The sequence below is a fragment of the Sphingomonas zeae genome, assembly GCF_014197135.1.
In the GTDB taxonomy this organism is placed as follows: Bacteria; Pseudomonadota; Alphaproteobacteria; order Sphingomonadales; family Sphingomonadaceae; genus Sphingomonas; species Sphingomonas zeae.
The window spans coordinates 309,056-326,919 of record NZ_JACIFA010000003.1; the positions used below are offsets into that span (position 1 = coordinate 309,056).

A 17,864-nucleotide genomic window follows, 5' to 3' on the forward strand; every position below is an offset into this window, starting at 1 on the left:
TAGCTAGAACGGGAGGGGGGTCAATTGCGATGGTCCCGTAGAGGAGCTTCCCGGGGTCAGGGATTTATCGTCATGCGCCAAAGCCTTATCCGCCTTTTGCCAGTCATGCTGGCCACCCTTTCGATCGCCGCGAGTGCGCATGACGCAGGCGTCCCGGCGGCGCGCAAGGCCACCAATGATTCGCAAAAGGCGGCGCGTTCGCGATTTCGGATCGGGACGTTCCAACTGATCCTCGATCCCGCCAGCCAGACCGCGCGCGGCCTTTCGCCGGCAGCGACGCCCCACTTCGACTTCCTGCCGATCGACCGCGCCAGGGAACGTGCGGGCAATGGCTATAATCATCTGGGCGACATCCATCTGCGGCTGCGCCGGGCCAGCGGCGCATGGCAGGATTATTCCTCGTCGCGCGAACGCCGGCCGGTGCGGGCATTGCCTGCGCGAGGCCCGGTGCTGGCGGCGGCGGATATCAGCGCGTCCTTGGGGGCCGGCCTGCCGCTGCGCATCGTGCGCGAATGGGTGAACGACAAGGGCGCTCCCGCCCTGCGCTTCACGCTGACCAACACGTCCAACGCGCCGGTTGAGGTCGGCGGGCTCGGCTTGCCGATGGTGTTCGACAACATCATCACCGACCGGACCTTGGAACAGGCTCATGCGAAGGCGAGCTTCGCCGATCCCTATATCGGGCGCGATGCGGGCTATGTGCAGGTCACGCGATTGAACGGCGCTGGCCCCGCGCTTCTCGTCCTGCCCGAACGCGGGACGCCACTGGAGGCTTATGTCCCGATCCCGACGCTGCGTGAAACCAAGGGCCGCGCGGTCATCTCCGAGGCCAGCCCGCGGGCGCAGACCTCGGAAGGCTTTTACGACTGGACCATCGCCAGCGCAGCCTATGCCCAGACCGATTGGGTCAAGGCAGGTGCCCCCTGGAACGAGGCGACCAGCTTTACCCTCTCGCCAGGCCAAAGCCGCAAGATCGGCTTGCGTCTCGTCACCGCGCCAAGCATCCGGGCGATCGAACCGACGCTGACGGCGCAGGGACGCCCCGTGGTCGTCGGGGTGCCCGGCTATGTCGTGCCGACCGACCTGGACGCAACGCTGTTCGTCCGAGCACCCTCGGCGATCGCCGGCATCGCCAGCTATCCGGCGGGGGCGCTCGATGTCACGAGGGCGCCGGGCAAGCCGGGCTGGACGCGCCTGTCGGTGCGCGGCCGCCGATGGGGCCGGGCGCGCCTGACCCTAACCTATGCCGATGGTCAGGTTCAGACGGTCCAGTATTTCGTCACCAAGCCGCTTGAACAGACCATGGCCGATCTGGGCCGCTTTTCGACCACGAAACAATGGTTCGAGGGCAAGGGCGACCCGTTCGGCCGCTCGCCCGCCATCCTGACTTATGACCGCGAAGCCGATCGCATCGTCACCGCCGACCCGCGCGTCTGGATTTCGGGCATGAGCGACGAGGGCGGCGCGGGCAGCTGGGTCGCGGCAGTCATGAAGCAGCTCGACAACCCCAATGCGGCGGAAATCGCGCGCATTGAGGAGCTGGTCGACAAGACGGTCGTCGGTCGACTCCAGGTCGCCGACGGCGCCCATGCGGGTGGCGTGAAGAAGAGCCTCTTCTACTACGACCCGGCCGCCTTCCCGAACCTATACCAGCCCGCGAAAGACTGGCAGAGCTGGACCTCTTGGAAGAAGGATCAGGCCGACGATCTGGGCCGCGCCTATAACTATCCGCATGTCGCGGCGGGGCATTGGGTGCTTTATCGCATTGCGCGCAACCATCCGGGCATGACCAAGGTACATGGCTGGGACTGGTATCTGGACCATGCCTATCAGACGATCGTCGCGATGATGCGCGATGCGCCGCATTATGCGCAGTTTGGGTTGATGGAAGGCGATGTCTTCGTCGACATCCTGACCGACCTGAAGCGCGAAGGCTGGACCGGCAAGGCCGCCGAGATCGAACGCCTGATGAAGCGGCGAGCGGACCATTGGCGCACCCTGCAATATCCATTCGGAAGCGAGATGGCCTGGGACTCGACCGGTCAGGCGGAGGTCTACGCCTGGATGCGCTATTTCGGCTATGGTCCGCAGGCCGATGTCACGCGCGAGGTGATATTGGGCTATGATCCGTCGATCCCGCATTGGGGCTATAACGGCAATGCGCGGCGCTATTGGGACTTCCTGTACGGCGGCAAATATCCGCGGCTGGAGCGGCAGATCCATCATTACGGATCGACGCTGAACGCCATCCCGCTGTTCGACTCGTTCCGCCGCAATCCCGCCGACATGCATCTGCTGCGCGTGGCCTATGGCGGCCTGATGGGCGGCATCACCAATATCGACCAGAACGGCGCATCGTCCGCCGCTTTCCACAGCTGGCCCGACCGGATGGAGTGGGACCCGTATAGCGGCGATTATGGCATGGGCTTTTTCGGCCATGCCTATGCCGCCGCGACCTATGTGGTGAACGACCCGACGCTGGGCTGGCTGTCCTATGGTGGCAATTTGTCGCAGAGCGGCGGGCGGGTGCATGTCGAGCCGCATGACGGCGCGCGGGCGCGCGTCTTTGTCGCCCCTATCGGGCTTTGGCTGACGCTGGAGGCGGGCAAGATCAAGGCGGTCGATTACGATCCGGCGACGGGCGCGGTGCGCCTGACGCTCGATCCGGCCAACGGCAATACGCCCGCCGCACGCCTGTTCGTCGAAACGCCGACGCCCGGCGGCCGCGCCTATCGCCCCGAGCGGGGCTCGTTCGAACGGGGCGGTTACACTGTGCCGCTGTCTGGCGCGACGTCCGAACTCGTATTGTCGGCCAGATAGGCGGCGAGTTGGCGGACGAGTGGCCCGTCGGCGGGCGGCATGGGCCAAGCGCCCATTCCGGCGGGCTGGCACCAGGTCAGCCCGTCCGCCTCCAGCGCGACCGGCGTACCCGACCATGACCGGATGACGTAGAGCAGCAGGAGCAGATGGCGACCGGGCAACGGCTCGGTCGCAAAGCCCGCCGGTTCCAGCGCATCCGGCGCGACGGTGATCGCCAGTTCCTCGTGCAATTCCCGGACCAGCGCCGCCTCGGGCGTTTCACCGGGCTCCAGCTTGCCGCCGGGAAACTCCCATAGCCCCGCCAGTGCCTTGCCCCCCGGGCGCTGTTGCAGCAGCACGCGTCCCTCCTCATCCACCAGAGCGGCCGCGACGACGGGAAACAGGGGGAGCGGGGTCGAGCTATCGATCATTTCTTAACCTCGGGCGCGTAATCGGCTGGCGTCATGAGAGCACGCGCGATCAGGAATATGCTGCAACGCCTGTTGACCGATACGCGGGGGGCATCGGCGGTGGAATATGGCTTGATCGTGGCCGCCGTGATGTTGGTCATGACCGTTGGGCTGTCCCAGTTCGGCATCAGCCTGGAAAGTCTGGCGCAGCGCATCGCCAGCGAACTGAACCTCGCGAGCCGCTAGATTCGGCTGGGGGATGATACCCTTCAAACCTTTTTAACTACTGGCAGACTAGACCGCCGGAAGCTGAACCGGCGCTCCGGCTCAGCCGGGTGATCGATCAAACCAAGACTGAACGGAGACCGGAATGAAGACGTTTCGCAAGATGCTGAAGAACAACAAGGGCGCAACGGCCATCGAATACGGCCTGATCGCAGCCTTGATCGCCGTTGCCGCCATCGGCGCGATGAAGACCGTCGGCACCTCACTGAGCGGCACCTTCACCAATATCTCGACCAAGGTGGCGAATCCGTCGGGATAAAATCCGCCTGACGGGCGGCGTTCGATCGTCGCCCGTCATGGATTCCGATACATTCGGGGGCGGATCGATCCATTCGACCCGCCCCTTACTTATGCCACTAAAGCCGCCCCATCGCCAGGAACTTGGCGGCACGCCCGCGCTTCAGCTCGTCCCGGCCCAGACCGCGCAGTTCGCCAAGCGCCTTTTCGACGGCATCGCCCAGATTGGCGATCGCGCCCGCATGATCGCGGTGCGCGCCGCCCACCGGCTCTGATACGATCGTGTCGATCACGCCGAAATTCTTCAAATCCTGCGCCGTGACCCGCATCGCCTCGGCCGCGTCCGCCGCCTTGTCCGCGGTGCGCCACAGGATCGAGGCGCAGCCCTCGGGTGAAATGACCGAATAGACCGCATGCTCGAACATCAGCACCCGGTTACCCGCCGCCAGCGCCACCGCGCCGCCCGAGCCGCCTTCGCCGACGATCGCCGAGACGACCGGCACGCCAGCGGCCAGACAGGCTTCGGTCGAACGGGCAATGGCTTCGGCCTGACCGCGCTCTTCGGCCTGGATGCCGGGGAAGGCACCCGAGGTGTCGACCAGCGTCACGATGGGCAGGCCGAAGCGATCGGCCAGCTCGACCAGACGAATCGCCTTGCGATAGCCCTCTGGCTTGCCCATGCCGAAATTGTGACGCAGCCGGCTGACGGTATCCTCACCCTTTTCATGGCCCAGCACCATGACGCGCTGGCCGCGAAACTGGGCGAAGCCGCCCATGATCGCCTGATCGTCGCCGAACGCGCGGTCGCCCGCCAGCGGCACGAACTCGTCGAACAGCCCGGCGACATAGTGCTTGAAGTGGGGGCGCTGCGGATGGCGCGCGACCTGCGTCTTCTGCCAGGGGGTCAGCTTGGCGAAGGTATCGCGCAGCAGCTTGTCCGATTTGGCCTGAAGCTTGGCGATCTCCGCGCCGATATCGACCGTCCCTTCGGCGGTCGTGTCGCGCAGCTCGTCGATCCGGCTCTGAAGCTCGGCGATGGGTTTTTCGAAATCGAGGAAGGTCGTTGACATGGCGCTAGCGCCTAAGGGTGCTTCGTCCGAAAATCAACGAGTGGGTGTCGGGTGTTGACCAGTTCGACGAGCCGGGCCGCCTCGACATGGGTGTAGATTTCGGTGGTCGCGATATCGGCATGGCCCAGCATCGCCTGCACTGCGCGCAGATCGGCCCCGCCGCCGAGCAGATGGGTGGCAAAGGCGTGGCGCAATACATGTGGGCTGACCCGATCGGGCGGAATGCCCGCCTCCGCAGCGAGCGCCTTGATAAGCTGATAGAGACGGATCCGGGTCAGATGCCGCTTCCCGCCGGGGAACAGCCATAATTTGTCGGCCGGGACGTGCATCCGCCACGCCGCCACCGCCGCCCGCGCGCGATCGGAAATGGGCACCATTCGCTCGGCCCCGCCCTTGCCCTTCAGGATCAGGAAGGGGCGGTCGGGATGAACGGCGTTGCGCGGCAGGGCGACCAGTTCGCTCGCCCGCAGGCCAGAACCGTAAAGCAGTTCGACCAGCGCGGCGAGCCGCAGGTCGTTTGGCCGGGGATGCGTTGCACCCGTTCGCTGGGCGATCGCATCGAACAGCCGATCGATATCGGGATGGCTCAATATCTTGGGCAGCGCCCGCCGCTGCCCCGGGCGCGGCAGCACGGACGACGGATCGTCGCCGCGCAGCCCCTCCTCATGCAGGAAGGCATAGAAGCGTCGAAGCGCCGCCGCCTTGCGCGCGACCGTGGCGTTGGCGAGCCCCGACCAGCCGTCGGCGAGTCGCCGGAGCGATGCCTGATCGGCCTCGACAAGCCCTTGCATCGCATCCGCCGCAAGCCGCAGGTCCGAGCGATAGGCGGCCAGCGTATTGCCTGCCGCGCCAGCCTCCGCCGCCATCATTTCCAGAAAGCGGTCGACCAGCGCGGCGTCGCGGACGTTCATGTCCGCGCGATCGCCTCCGCCGCGATCATCCGTGCCTCGGTATCCAGCCCGACCGAGCGCAGCGCCTCGACGATGCGATAGAGTGCCTGGGGCGGCACCCCGCGCCAATCGCCGGTCTGCATCCCGACCGCGCACAGCAGGACGACCATGCCGGTCTGCTCATCCGCCACCGCCTGATCCAGCGCCTCGGTCCAGGCGTTATGCTGACCGACCCGAACGTCGAGCGCCTCCGCCCCCTTCTCGATATCGGCGCGCGCCAACCGTCCGAGCCCTGCGAGCCCGGCAAAGAACATCCGCTGCTTGAACGCATCGCCGCTGCCATAGCCGGTGACCTGGTCATAGGCGAGCTGGCCCTGCCGGTCGGGATCGCTCAGGACGATCATCGCCCAGGCGTCGCTGTCCTGTTTCACCGCATCACGCCAGCGAGCAGCGCTGCGATCGAGGCCAGCGGAAAGCATCGACGCCACCAGCCGGTCCGCGTCACGTCCGTCGCTCATCACCGGTAGCCGTGCAGCGGCACGGGCGGTCAGAACCAGCCGTCCATAGGGCGTGCGCGCGTCATCGCCCCAGAGCGAGCGGATCGCCGACAGGCGCTGCCCTTCGTCTCCGGCGGCATAGGCGTTGCGCAGATCGTTGCCGATCGCGGCCTGCCCCCGGCTCGCCTGATCGTCATCGGCCAGCCCCGCATAGAAATCGACCAGCGCCGCGTTGGAGATGACGCCCAGGGTCGCCGCCTGATCGATCACCCCCGCGCGCTCGGTTGCGGGCACAGCTGGCGAGGTCGCCAGCCAGCCGCGCACTTGTGGGCCGACATAGGACAGATAATCGGGCGGCACCGTCACGCCGGTCGCGGTCGCCAGGCCGAAGCGCCAGACGGTCAGCCGGTCGGCCCCGCCCCAATCGACGTTCACCGCCTTGCGTGCCGAACCCGCGCCGATCAGCTTTTCGGCAAGCTTCAGGTCGATATCCTCGGCGATCCGCTGGCGCCGCATCTGCCGGACGATCCCGCTGGCCTGCGCGCCATCGCCCGTCAACGCCGCGCACCAGCCTTGCGCCAGCCGATAACCGCCCAGCCCCGTCACGGCGCTGCCGCGATCGGCCAGCGGGCAAAGCCCCGCCGGATCGCTGGACGCGAGCAGCGCGTTGATCGCCACCTGATAAAGTTTGGGCGTATAATTGCCCGGATCGACCGACTGGACGACAGCGCGCGCGACCTGCGCCTCGCCCATGCGCAGCAGCAGCCAGGCGCGCTCGGCGGCGAAGTCCGCGCCGTTCACCCCACGCGGCGTCACCAGACGGGCGGCCAGCACGCGGCGCAGCAGGATCGAGGTCCAGCGCGACGGCAAAGGCGCCGACAGTCTGCGCATCAACGTCTCGGCGACGCGTCCATCGACGCCGGCAAAGACGTTCTCGTCCAGCGCCCCTTCGCGCGGCCCCGAAGGTCCGACGACCGACAGCGAACGCCTGGCGAAAGTCGGCAACTCATATTCGGCCAGCGTCGCGGCATCGATGGTCGGTGTCGGCGATGGGGTCGGCGTCGGCGCGGGGCTGGCGAGCGAATCGAGCAGCGCCCCCACCGGATCGGCGCGGGCCGGGGTCGGAGCCGGCGTGGGAGAGGCCGCCGGGGCGACGCCGGGCACGGCTCGCGGCGTCGACCGGGACGTCGGCCGGGCACTGGGCTGCGCGGCGGGCTGGCCGAAACCGGGGGGCAGCAGCGATTCGGGACGGTCCTGCGCCGCCGCGATCGCGGCAGCCCCGACCATCAGCAGGGCGACCGCCCTCGGCAGGTGGCGAAAGGCGCCGCCCCGCTTATTGCAGGTTGCCAAGCGAGACCGCCTTTTCGACCTGGGTGGTCGGCCGTTCGGTCGCCCGGCCCGAGAGCAGGAACAGCCCCCCGACGATCACGACGAGGAGGACGATGAGCGAAACGACCATACGGGACATGAAACGCAAACCTTATAATGGACCCGTGAAAGCCCGGCCGGTGTTGCCGGGCGCGCGCCCGCTGTATAGCGCAGAGTGCAATGTTGCAAAGCCACAACCCTGTAGATGCAAGCTGGAACGGGTCGCCCATAGTGCTCGTCGGCCTGATGGGCGTGGGCAAGTCGACCGTCGGGCGCCGTCTGGCGAATCGGTTACGGGTGCCCTTCGTCGATGCCGACCACGCGATCGAGGAAGCCGCCGGCATGAGCGTCGCCGAAATCTTCGAGCAATTCGGCGAACCGTATTTTCGCGACGGCGAACGCCGGGTGATCGCCCGGCTGGTCGATGGTCGGCCCAAGGTGATCGCGACCGGCGGCGGCGCGTTCATCAATGACGAGACGCGCGCCCTGATCCTGGAACAGGCGACCGCCATCTGGCTGAACGCCAGTCCCGAAGTGCTGGCCGAACGGGTCAAGCGGCGCGATACGCGCCCTCTGCTGCGCGGCAAGGATCCGCTCAAGGTGCTGCGCGAGCTGTCGGCGGTGCGCAACCCGATCTATTCGCTCGCGCCGATCCATGTTTCCAGCAAGCGCGGGCCGCACGAGGCCACCGTCAACGCCATCCTGAAAGCCATCGGACGATGAAGACCGTCACCGTGTCGCTCGGCGACCGCAGCTATCCCATCCATATCGAGGCCGGGCTGCTACCCCGTGCCGCCGATTATCTCGCCCCCCTGGCGCGCGGACGACGCATGGCGATCGTCACAGATGAGAATGTGCGGCCGCATCTGGCGGTGCTTCAGGCGTCGCTGGAAGCAGTCGGTGTCGCCAGCGAGGCGATCATCCTGCCGCCGGGCGAAAAGACCAAGAGCTGGGCGATGCTGGAGCATGTTTGCGACCGGCTGCTGGAACTGGGCGTGGAGCGTTCCGATCACGTCGTCGCCCTGGGCGGCGGGGTGATCGGTGATCTGGTCGGTTTCGCCTGTTCGATCGTCAAACGCGGCTGCCGCTTCGTGCAGATCCCGACGACCCTGTTGTCGCAGGTCGATTCGTCGGTGGGGGGCAAGACCGCGATCAACACCTCGGCGGGCAAGAATCTGATCGGGGCGTTCCACCAGCCCGCCATGGTGCTGATCGACCCGGACGTGCTCGACACCCTGCCCGCACGGCAGGTGCGCGCCGGTTATGCCGAGGTCGTGAAATACGGCCTGATCGACGATTTCGCCTTTTTCGAGTGGTGCGAGACGAACGGCTCGGCGCTGCTGGCGGGGGATGCCGATGCACGCGTACATGCCATAGCGCACTCGGTCGCGGCCAAGGCGCGGATCGTGGCGGCGGACGAGCATGAGACGAACGGCATCCGTGCGCTGCTCAATCTGGGCCATACCTTCGGCCATGCGCTGGAAGCGGAAGCCGGTTTCTCCGACCGGCTGCTTCACGGCGAGGGCGTGGCGGCGGGCTGCGCGCTCGCGTTCCGCTATTCGGTGCGTCACGGGATTTGCGATCGCCAGGATGCCGAGCGGGTCGCCGCGCATTTCCGTGCGATCGGTCTGCCCGATGGCCTTGCCGCCGCCGGGATCGATGCGCCGTCGGCGACGTTGGTCGAACATATGCGGCACGACAAGAAGATGGCGGCGGGCACCCTGCCCTTCCTGCTCGCGCGCGGGATCGGGCAGACCTATCTCGACAAGACGGTCGATCTGGCTGACGTCGCCGCCTTCCTCGACGCCGAGCCGCGCTGATGCCCAACGGCGTCCGCAAGCAGGATTTGCCGAGCAAGACCTGCCCGGCCTGCGGGCGCCCGTTCACCTGGCGCAAGAAATGGGCGCGGGATTGGGATCAGGTGGTCTATTGTTCGGACGCGTGTCGGAAGAAACGGTGAGCGTTTCCCGTGGTCTTCGACTTCGTTCACGCCGAGCGACATCGAAGCGCACGCCCCGTCCTATCCCCGCATCGTCTTCGCCGCCGCCAAGGCCCGCTCACGCCCCTCGCGGTGCCCGATGATCTTGGCCGGATAGTCCTTCGGCCGACACCCGGCCTCGTCCGGATCATGGATCGCGGCGTCGCCAACGTTCTTCAACTCCGGCACCCATTGCCGGATATAGTCGCCCGCGTCGAATTTCTCCGACTGGCTGAGCGGCGCCATGATCCGGCCGAACATGTTCGAATCGATCCCCGTCCCCCCGACCCATTGCCAGTTGACCGCATTGTTCCCGTAATCGGCATCGACCAGACAGTCCCAGAACCACCGCTCCCCCTCGCGCCAGTCGATCAGCAGATGCTTGATGAGGAAGGAGGCGGCGATCATCCGCACCCGGTTGTGCATCCAGCCCGTCGCCCACAGCTGGCGCATTCCCGCGTCTACGATCGGATAGCCGGTCCGCCCCTGCTGCCATGCCGTCAGGTCGGCCTGGGCTTCCGCGCCCGTACGCCACGGCATTTTGTCAAAGGCATCACGGCCATTATGATCGGCATAATCGGGCAGCGCCATGACCACGCCATCGGTGAAGTCGCGCCATGCCAGTTCCTTGCGGAACGTCTCTGTGTCACCGTGCCGGGCTAGCGAATGCCAGACCGCGCGCACGGAAATTTCTCCGAAATGGAGATGGGGGGACAGCCGCGAGCTGCCTTCCTCTGACGGCATGTTGCGCGCGGTATCATAAGCAACGGCTTTCTCGCCGAATTCTGCCATTCGTTCCCGCGCCGTCGCCTCGCCCGGTATCCAGTCCTCGTCGAAGCCCGTCGACCAATCCGGTTTGGTCGGCAGTAGAGACCAGTCGGCCAACTTCTCGCTTGTCGGCCAGTGCGCAGGTGCGGTCACGGCCTTGGGTGGATCGAGCGGATATTCGGGTGGCAAATGCTCCTGCAAACCCTTCCAGAAGGCCGAATAAATGCGGAACGGCCTGCCGCTGCCCGTCGTGACAAGCTCGGGCCGCGCCAAGTGATTGCCGTCATGCAGGTTGAGGCAGTCCTCCAGCATCTGCTCCGCTCTTCGCCACCAAGGCTCATAATGGCGGATGGCGTGAACCTCGGTCGCCCCCGACTCGTCCATCAGCGCGCGCAGGATTTCGACCGCATGGCCCCGGCGCAGGATCAACCGGCTACCCAGATCGTCCAGATCCTTCGCAAGGGCGATCAAGCTGTGGTGCAGCCACCAGCGCTGCGCCGCGCCCATCCGCCAGTCGCCGGGACTCTCGTCATCAAGGATATAGACCGGGATGACAGGCCCCGCCCCCGCGGCCGCGACAAGAGCGGGTTGATCGTGAAGGCGGAGATCCTGGCGGAACCACAGGATCGTGGGGGATGCAGTCATCCAGCCGCTACGCCTCGATCGTCGCCGGGTTCCGACGGGACAGCTTTTCACCCAAAGTCAGGATCGCGGTCACATGCCGCTCGGCGATCGCCAGGACGTCGTCGCCATAGCCGCCACCCACCGTGCTCGCGAGCGGCAGACCACGGGCCAGCGAGAGGTTGGCGATCAGCGTCTCGCGCGCGATCAGCCCTGCCTGGGTCAGCGCCAGCCGTCCGAGCCGGTCATCGACAAAGGGATCGACCCCGGCCTGATACAGAATGATATCCGGCCGATGCTCGTCGAGAAACGGCGCCAAGGTCGCCTCGAGCTGGGCCAGATAGCCCGCATCATCGACGCCGTCGGGTAATCCGACATCCAGGGTCGAACGTGCCTTGCGAGCCGGAAAATTCTTTTCGGCATGGATCGAATAGGTCATGATATCGGCGCGCCCGGCGGTCAGCGCGGCGGTGCCGTCGCCCTGGTGAACGTCGCAATCGATGATCGCCACCCGCCCGACGACGCCTTGTTCGACCAGCCGCACCGCCGCCACCGCCAGGTCATTGAACACGCAATAACCCGCCCCCGTGGTCGCCAGCGCATGATGGCTGCCCCCGGCGGTGTTGGCGGCAAAGCCGTGCTTCAACGCCAGCATCGCGGCGACCCAGGTTCCCCCCGGCACCGCCCGTGCCCGATGCGCGACCTGCTCGGTGATCGGGAAGCCGATGCGCCGGGTCTTGTCGGGCGGCACCCGCGCCTCCAGCACCTCGGCGACATAATCGGGGTCGTGCACCGCCTCCAGCCAGCCGGGCGGGATCAGCTCGGGCTCGGTCCACACCACCGCGTCGCCCCGCGCGCACAGCAGGTCGCGGATCGCCCCGTTTTTGCCCCAGCGATAGGTGGAGCGGGCCGGTGCCTCGGTGACATAGGCGGGGTGATGGACGACATGGATCATCGTCCCTAGGTAGGAAGCCATGACCCGTGATAGGAGGGCCACGGCCCCGCTGCCCGAACTGCGAACCGATGTCGCGCGCTTCCTGGGCTATTACAACCGTCTCCCCGGCCCGCCCCAGGAGGAATTGGGTCCCGAGACCGCCCGCCAGATGATGCGCGCCGCGCGCGACCTGACCGATCCGCCGATCGGCGCGCTGGGCACCGACGAAACTTTCATGATCCAGGGACCAGCAGGACCGATCCCTGCGCGGCGCTTCGACCCGCGCGAGCGGCGTGGCGCGGGGCCGGTCGTGCTGTTCTTCCATGGCGGCGGCTTCGTGATCGGCGATATCGACACCCATGCGCCGCTCGCCGCCGAAGTGGCACGGGCGCTCGACCTGCCAGTGGTGTCGGTCGGTTACCGGCTGGCGCCCGAACATCCCTGGCCCGCCGCGCCCGATGATTGCGAGGCAGCGGCCCGCTGGCTGGCCGGACAGCCCGACACGACCGCGTTGATCGTCGCGGGCGACAGTGCGGGCGGCACGCTCGCCACCGTGACGGCCATGGCGTTGCGCGACCGACCCGCTACCGTCCCGGTTATCGGGCAAGGGCTGCTCTATCCCGCCACCGACATGGCCCGCGCCCATCCGTCGCTGCGGGATTTTGCCGAGGGCTATTTCCTGACCCGCGCGATGCTCGACTGGTTCGTCGCCTGCTACGCCGCCGATCTGGGCGATGTGCGCGCGGCACCGATGCGCGGCGAACTGGCCGGGATGCCGCCCGCCGTCATCATGACTGCCGAATGCGATCCGATCCGCGACCAGGGCCGCGCCTATGCCGCCGCGCTGGCAAAGGCTGGCGTCGCCGTCATTTTCCGCGAGGCGCGGGGCACGATCCACGGCTTTGCGACGCTGCGCAAGGCGATCCCCTCCGGCGTGGGGGATCTCGCCGCTTTCCTGCTTGCCTTGAAGGCCGCGATCGTGGAGGCGCAGGGCATCGGCCAGATGGGACAATGATGATGACCGACCTTCCCTATCGCCCCTGTGCGGGCGTCATCCTGATGAACCGCGACGGCCGGGTCTTTGTTGGCCAGCGGATCGATTCGACGCTGGAGGCTTGGCAGCTTCCGCAAGGCGGCATCGACCCCGGCGAGGATGCCGATGCCGCCGCCCTGCGCGAATTGTTCGAGGAAACCGGCGTCACCGCCGACAAGGTCGAACTGATCGCCCGTGCGCCGCACGAACTGACCTATGACCTGCCCGAGGACATGATCGGCAAGGTCTGGAAGGGCAAGTGGCGCGGCCAGCGGCAGAACTGGTTCCTCTATCGCTTCCTGGGCGAGGATAGCGAAATCCGCATCGACACTGATCACCCAGAATTCCGCGCCTGGCGCTGGGCCGAGCCGGAGACGCTGCCCGCGATGATCGTGCCGTTCAAGAAGGCGCTGTACGAGGAACTGCTGGTCGTCTTCGCGGCGCACTTCACCGCACCGCATGGGGACGCGGCGGTATCGGTCGACGGGGTGAAGGGCTAAGGCACCCGACCATGAAGACGCGGCTGCTCCTGATCCCGATGGCGCTGGGCCTGCTTGCCAATGCCGAGCCCAATGACCCAGACCCCGCGCTGATCCCGCCCCAGATCCGCGCGATGCTGGAGGCCGCGATCGCCAGCGGCAATGAGAACGACATCACCACCGTCGTCCGCTATGCCCGCAACGCCGTGCCCGAGGCCGCCGATGCGATCGACGCGATGGCCGATGTTTGGCGCGACGAAAAGACCGCCAGCCGCAGCCGGACCCTGCGCGAGGCGACCTTCTTCGACCTGTGGCATGGCCGCATCGAGCTGGGCGGCTTTGCGACCACGGGCAACAGTCAGAATATCGGCCTGACCGGCATCATCGACCTGACGCGCGAAGGGCTGCGCTGGCGGCACAAGGTCCATCTGCAAGGCGATTATCAGGAAAGCGCGAGCATCGTCAGCCGCGAACATTATGTCGTGTCCTACGAACCGAACTTCAAACTGAACGCCAACAACTATGTCTATGGCGCGGCGCAATATGAAAGCGACCGTTTCCTGGGCTATTTCAACCGTTTCTCCGCGTCGGGCGGCGCGGGCTACAGCGCCATCCGCAAGCCGCGCATGACCCTGGACGTCGAACTCGGCCCGGCCTTCCGGCACACCGAGTTCACCGACGGTCGGATCGAAAGCGCATTGGCCGCGCGTGGCAACCTGAACTTCGTCTGGAAGCTGACCCCGGCCATGTCGTTCAACCAGAACGCCTCGGCCTATGTGCAGAAGTTCAACAGCACGGTCAGCACCAATTCGGCGCTGAACGCCAAGCTGTTCGGTCCTCTGTCGGCGGCGCTGTCCTACAATGTCCAATATGAAAGCGAGCCGCCGCTGGGTCGCCGGACGACTGATACGATCACCCGCGCCTCGGTGGTGTACAGCTTCTAATTTCGGCGGCGGGGTTCACCTTTGCCGTCTCCATGGCCTAGGTTGTCGGCCATGGAGAGACTGAACACGATCGAGCGGGACGCCGTAGCGTCCGCCGCCGCTTATCCCATGCTGCCGCTGGTGGAGGACTGGGCCGCGATCAACAGCGGGACGCGCAACCTTGCCGGGCTGGCGACGATGGCCGACCGGCTGGCCGAGCATTTCGGGTCGCTGCCGGGTAAGCTGACCATGGTGGAGCCGGAGCCGGTCGAGCGGATCGGCCGTGACGGAAGCCCCGCCCCACTAGCGCATGGCCGCCACCTACTGCTGTCCGTCCGCCCCAACGCACCCCGACGGATGCTGTTCACCGGCCATATGGACACGGTCTATCCGGTCGATCATCCCTTTCAGACGGTGACGCGGCTCGATGACAACCGGCTCGGCGGACCGGGCGTGGCCGACATGAAAGGCGGGCTAGCGGTGCTCCTTTCTGCGCTGACCGCCGTGGAGGCGAGCCCGGCGGCCGAGCGGTTCGGCTATGACGTGCTCATCAACTCGGACGAGGAAACGGGCTCAGCCTCCTCCGCCGCGTTGATCGCGAAATCCGCAAGTGGCAAGGTCGCGGCGCTGACCTATGAACCGGCGCTGCCCGACGGCACGCTGGCAGGCGCGCGGGGCGGCACGGGCAATTTCACGATCGTCGTGCGCGGACGCAGCGCCCATGCTGGCCGCAATCCCGAAGAGGGCCGCAACGCCATCGTCGCCGCCGCCCGGATCACGCTGGAACTGTCGCAGCTTGCCGCCGACGACATCACCGTCAATCCGGCGCGGATCGACGGCGGCGGGCCGAACAATGTCGTGCCCGATCTGGCGGTGCTGCACGTCAATTTCCGCCCCCGCGCGCTGGCCGCGATCGAGCGCACCGGCGCGGCGATGAAGGCCATCGCCGAGCGGATCGCCGCCGAGCATGACGTAAGCGTCGAGGTGCATGGCAGCTTCAACCGCCCGCCCAAACCGATCGACACCGGCGCCGCCGCGCTATTCGAGACGGTGCGAAGCGCAGGTGCCGATCTGGGCCTGTCCATCGGCTGGCGGGCGACCGGCGGGGTGTGCGACGGCAACAATATCGCGGCGGCGGGGGTGCCCGTTGTCGACACCATGGGCGTGCGCGGCGGCGCGATCCATTCGGCAGACGAATATATGCTGATCGACAGCCTGCCCGAACGCGCGGGCTTGTCCACGCTGACCATCCTGCGCATCATCGGTGCCGCATGAACAGCTTTTGCATCCGCCCCGCGGTCGATAGCGACCTTCGCCACCTGTATGAAATGGCCAAGCTCACCGGCGGCGGCTTCACCAACCTGCCCCCCGACCGCCGCGCGCTGACCGCCAAACTGGCGCGCAGTCATGACGCCTTTGCGGGCGACGGCGATGGCAAGGTAAAGGACGAGCTGTTCGTCCTGATGCTGGAGGACCGTGCGACCGGCGAGGTACGCGGCACCTGCCAGATCTTCACCCATGTCGGCCAGAAGCACCCCTTCTACAGCTATCGCATCGGCACGCTGACCCAGCATAGCCGCGAGCTGGACCGCACCTTCCGCGCGGAAATGTTGTCCCTGACCACCGATCTTGAGGGCGCGAGCGAGGTTGGCGGCCTGTTCCTGCATCCCGGCGAGCGCGCGGGAGGGCTAGGCCTTTTGCTGGCGCGCAGCCGCTACCTCTTCATGCGCGCCAACCGGCCGCGCTTCGCCGACCGGGTGCTGGCCGAGCTGCGCGGCGTTATTGACGAAGCGGGGGGATCGCCCTTCTGGGACGGGCTGGCCGGGCGCTTCTTCGGCATGAATTTCCAGCAGGCCGACGAGTTCAATGCGATCCACGGGCATCAGTTCATCGCCGACCTGATGCCCAAGCACCCGATATACACCGCGATGCTGACCGAGACGGCGCGCGCTGCGATCGGCCTGCCCCACCCATCGGGCCGGGCGGCGATGCGGATGCTGGAGAATGAGGGTTTCGCCTTCGAGCATTATATCGACATCTTCGACGGCGGCCCGACCATGACCGCGCGCACCGATCAGGTGCGGACCATCCGCGATGCGCGTGAGAGCCGGGTCGTCGGGATCGAAGCGCAGCCGGGACGCGAGGCCCTGGTCGCGGTCGGGAAACTGACCGACTTCCGCTGTGCGCTCGGGGAAATTCGGGAAGGCGATGACGGGATCATCGTCTCCGAGGATACGGCACGGACGCTCGATCTGACGATCGATGACACCGTCCTTCACATCGATCGGTGAGTATGATGCTGAGAGAAATCAACTTCGACGGCATCATCGGGCCAAGCCACAATTATGCGGGCCTCAGCCACGGCAATCTCGCCGCCACGCGCAATGCGGGCAAGACCTCGCACCCCCGCGCCGCCGCGCTACAGGGAATCGCCAAGATGCGGGCGAACCTCGATCTGGGGCTGGTTCAGGGTATCCTCCTGCCGCATCCCCGGCCGGACCATGATTGGCTGAAGCGGCTCTCGACCGATTATGAAAGCGCCTCCCCCGTGCTGAAGGCGCAGGCGCTGTCGGCCTCGGCCATGTGGGCGGCCAATGCCGCAACGGTCTCGCCTGCGCCCGACGCTCGTGATGGGCGCTGCCACCTGACCGTGGCCAATCTGCTGACCATGCCGCATCGCAGCCATGAGTGGCCTGCGACCCTGGCGCAGTTGCGGATGATCTTCGCCGACCCGGCCTTCATCGTCCATTCGCCGGTGCCCGCTCCATCCGGCGACGAGGGCGCGGCCAATCACATGCGGCTGTGCAGTGGACACGACCATCCCGGCGTCGAGGTCTTCGTCTATGGTGAGGGCGGCGGCCCCTTTCCCGCCCGCCAGCATCGTCAGGCGTGCGAGACAGTCGCGCGCGCCCACCGCCTGTCGCCCGACCGCGTGCTCTTCGTCCGCCAGTCGGACGCGGCGATCGCGGCGGGGGCCTTCCATAATGACGTGGTCGCTGTCGCCAATGAACGCGTGCTGTTCGCGCACGAACAGGCCTTTGCCGATTGCGAGCAGCTTTATGCCGACCTCCGCACCCTGATGCCCGATGTCGAGATCGTCGAGGTGCCCGCCGATCGGGTGAGCCTGGGAGATGCGATCGCCTCCTATTTGTTCAACGCACAGCTGGTGACACCGCCCGGGGGTGAGCCGACGCTGATCCTGCCGCAGGAAGCGCGCGACAATGGCCCCGTCTGGTCTTGGCTTCAGGATCATGTCGCGGGCAACGGCCCGATCCGGCGGCTGGAGATCGTGAACGTCCGCGAATCGATGGCCAATGGCGGCGGGCCAGCCTGTCTGCGCCTGCGCGTCGTCGCCGACCCGGCGACCATCGACCCGCGCTTTCTGGTCGACCATGCCCGGCTCGACCGCATCGCCGCCGTGATCGAGGCGCATTGGCCCGAGGCGATCGATCCGACCGAGATCGGCGATCCGGCCCTGATCGCAACGATCGAGGCGGCGCGAACCGCCCTTCTAAGCGAGCTCGACTGTCTCAATTTGGCAAGCGTTTGACCCTTGGCGGCGGGGCGATCCG

General features: G+C 66.7%; 19 protein-coding genes. 12 read left to right on the top strand and 7 right to left on the bottom strand.

What is annotated here, in order from left to right:
* Positions 1-72 precede the first annotated feature (72 nt).
* A complete protein-coding gene (locus tag GGR45_RS06800) occupies positions 73-2,820 on the top strand; it encodes a DUF5695 domain-containing protein (RefSeq protein ID WP_175312094.1) in 2,748 nt (915 codons plus the stop codon).
* Here GGR45_RS06800 and GGR45_RS06805 read toward each other — a convergent pair.
* Positions 2,766-3,230 carry a (deoxy)nucleoside triphosphate pyrophosphohydrolase gene (locus tag GGR45_RS06805; RefSeq protein WP_175312093.1) on the bottom strand — a complete coding sequence of 155 codons (465 nt, stop codon included), beginning with the start codon at positions 3,228-3,230 and terminating at the stop codon, positions 2,766-2,768. The genes GGR45_RS06800 and GGR45_RS06805 overlap by 55 nt on opposite strands.
* Before the next feature lie 57 nt (positions 3,231-3,287).
* Here GGR45_RS06805 and GGR45_RS06810 point away from each other — a divergent pair, with 57 nt between their 5' ends.
* Both GGR45_RS06810 and GGR45_RS06815 read left to right on the top strand, forming a co-directional pair.
* Complete coding sequence (locus GGR45_RS06810) at positions 3,288-3,455, top strand: Flp family type IVb pilin (RefSeq protein ID WP_175312092.1); 168 nt, start codon at positions 3,288-3,290, stop codon at positions 3,453-3,455.
* Between the two features lie 124 nt (positions 3,456-3,579).
* Entirely contained in the window at positions 3,580-3,753 is a 174-nt protein-coding gene (locus tag GGR45_RS06815) for a Flp family type IVb pilin (protein ID WP_175312091.1), read from the top strand.
* Between the two features lie 97 nt (positions 3,754-3,850).
* Here GGR45_RS06815 and GGR45_RS06820 read toward each other — a convergent pair whose 3' ends face one another.
* From GGR45_RS06820 to GGR45_RS19810, 4 genes are read right to left on the bottom strand one after another with little or no spacing between them, the layout of a single operon-like run.
* Complete coding sequence (locus tag GGR45_RS06820; protein WP_175312090.1) at positions 3,851-4,801, bottom strand: acetyl-CoA carboxylase carboxyltransferase subunit alpha; 951 nt, start codon at positions 4,799-4,801, stop codon at positions 3,851-3,853.
* Between the two features lie 11 nt (positions 4,802-4,812).
* A complete protein-coding gene (locus tag GGR45_RS06825; RefSeq protein WP_175312089.1) occupies positions 4,813-5,712 on the bottom strand; it encodes a tyrosine-type recombinase/integrase in 900 nt (299 codons plus the stop codon).
* Positions 5,709-7,538, bottom strand: a complete 1,830-nt coding sequence (locus GGR45_RS19805) for a hypothetical protein (protein WP_281394116.1) — start codon at positions 7,536-7,538, stop codon at positions 5,709-5,711. The genes GGR45_RS06825 and GGR45_RS19805 overlap by 4 nt, the downstream gene beginning before the upstream one ends.
* Positions 7,522-7,656, bottom strand: a complete 135-nt coding sequence (locus GGR45_RS19810) for a hypothetical protein (RefSeq protein WP_267432596.1) — start codon at positions 7,654-7,656, stop codon at positions 7,522-7,524. Before GGR45_RS19810 ends, GGR45_RS19805 begins: the two co-directional genes overlap by 17 nt.
* Before the next feature lie 80 nt (positions 7,657-7,736).
* Between GGR45_RS19810 and GGR45_RS06835 the strand changes: the two genes are divergently transcribed.
* The 3 genes from GGR45_RS06835 to GGR45_RS06845 are packed head-to-tail and all read left to right on the top strand — an operon-like array spanning position 7,737 to position 9,516.
* Positions 7,737-8,279, top strand: coding sequence for a shikimate kinase (locus tag GGR45_RS06835; RefSeq protein ID WP_175312088.1), 543 nt, complete (start codon positions 7,737-7,739; stop codon positions 8,277-8,279).
* On the top strand, positions 8,276-9,376 hold the full coding sequence (gene aroB / locus GGR45_RS06840) for a 3-dehydroquinate synthase (RefSeq protein ID WP_175312087.1): 1,101 nt from the start codon (positions 8,276-8,278) through the stop codon (positions 9,374-9,376). The genes GGR45_RS06835 and aroB overlap by 4 nt, the downstream gene beginning before the upstream one ends.
* Positions 9,376-9,516, top strand: coding sequence for a DUF2256 domain-containing protein (locus GGR45_RS06845; RefSeq protein ID WP_175312086.1), 141 nt, complete (start codon positions 9,376-9,378; stop codon positions 9,514-9,516). Before aroB ends, GGR45_RS06845 begins: the two co-directional genes overlap by 1 nt.
* 60 nt (positions 9,517-9,576) lie before the next feature.
* On the opposite strand, the gene GGR45_RS06850 is transcribed toward GGR45_RS06845, so the two are convergent.
* Positions 9,577-10,947: a cryptochrome/photolyase family protein gene (locus GGR45_RS06850; RefSeq protein ID WP_175312085.1), complete on the bottom strand. Its 1,371-nt coding sequence runs from the start codon at positions 10,945-10,947 to the stop codon at positions 9,577-9,579.
* 7 nt (positions 10,948-10,954) lie between these two features.
* A complete protein-coding gene (locus GGR45_RS06855; RefSeq protein ID WP_175312325.1) occupies positions 10,955-11,878 on the bottom strand; it encodes a histone deacetylase family protein in 924 nt (307 codons plus the stop codon).
* Positions 11,879-11,897: 19 nt separating this feature from the next.
* Between GGR45_RS06855 and GGR45_RS06860 the strand changes: the two genes are divergently transcribed.
* The 6 genes from GGR45_RS06860 to GGR45_RS06885 are packed head-to-tail and all read left to right on the top strand — an operon-like array spanning position 11,898 to position 17,842.
* The gene (locus GGR45_RS06860; RefSeq protein ID WP_175312084.1) at positions 11,898-12,872 is read left to right on the top strand and encodes an alpha/beta hydrolase; all 975 of its coding nucleotides are present in this window, start codon (positions 11,898-11,900) and stop codon (positions 12,870-12,872) included.
* A gap of 2 nt (positions 12,873-12,874) precedes the next feature.
* Positions 12,875-13,390, top strand: a complete 516-nt coding sequence (locus GGR45_RS06865) for an RNA pyrophosphohydrolase (RefSeq protein WP_175312083.1) — start codon at positions 12,875-12,877, stop codon at positions 13,388-13,390.
* A gap of 11 nt (positions 13,391-13,401) precedes the next feature.
* Complete coding sequence (locus GGR45_RS06870) at positions 13,402-14,313, top strand: DUF481 domain-containing protein (protein ID WP_175312082.1); 912 nt, start codon at positions 13,402-13,404, stop codon at positions 14,311-14,313.
* A 51-nt stretch (positions 14,314-14,364) separates the two neighbouring features.
* A complete protein-coding gene (locus GGR45_RS06875) occupies positions 14,365-15,567 on the top strand; it encodes a hydrolase (protein ID WP_175312081.1) in 1,203 nt (400 codons plus the stop codon).
* On the top strand, positions 15,564-16,583 hold the full coding sequence (locus tag GGR45_RS06880; protein ID WP_175312080.1) for an arginine N-succinyltransferase: 1,020 nt from the start codon (positions 15,564-15,566) through the stop codon (positions 16,581-16,583). Before GGR45_RS06875 ends, GGR45_RS06880 begins: the two co-directional genes overlap by 4 nt.
* Positions 16,584-16,588: 5 nt before the next feature.
* Complete coding sequence (locus GGR45_RS06885; protein ID WP_175312079.1) at positions 16,589-17,842, top strand: N-succinylarginine dihydrolase; 1,254 nt, start codon at positions 16,589-16,591, stop codon at positions 17,840-17,842.
* The last annotated feature ends 22 nt before the right edge of the window (positions 17,843-17,864 follow it).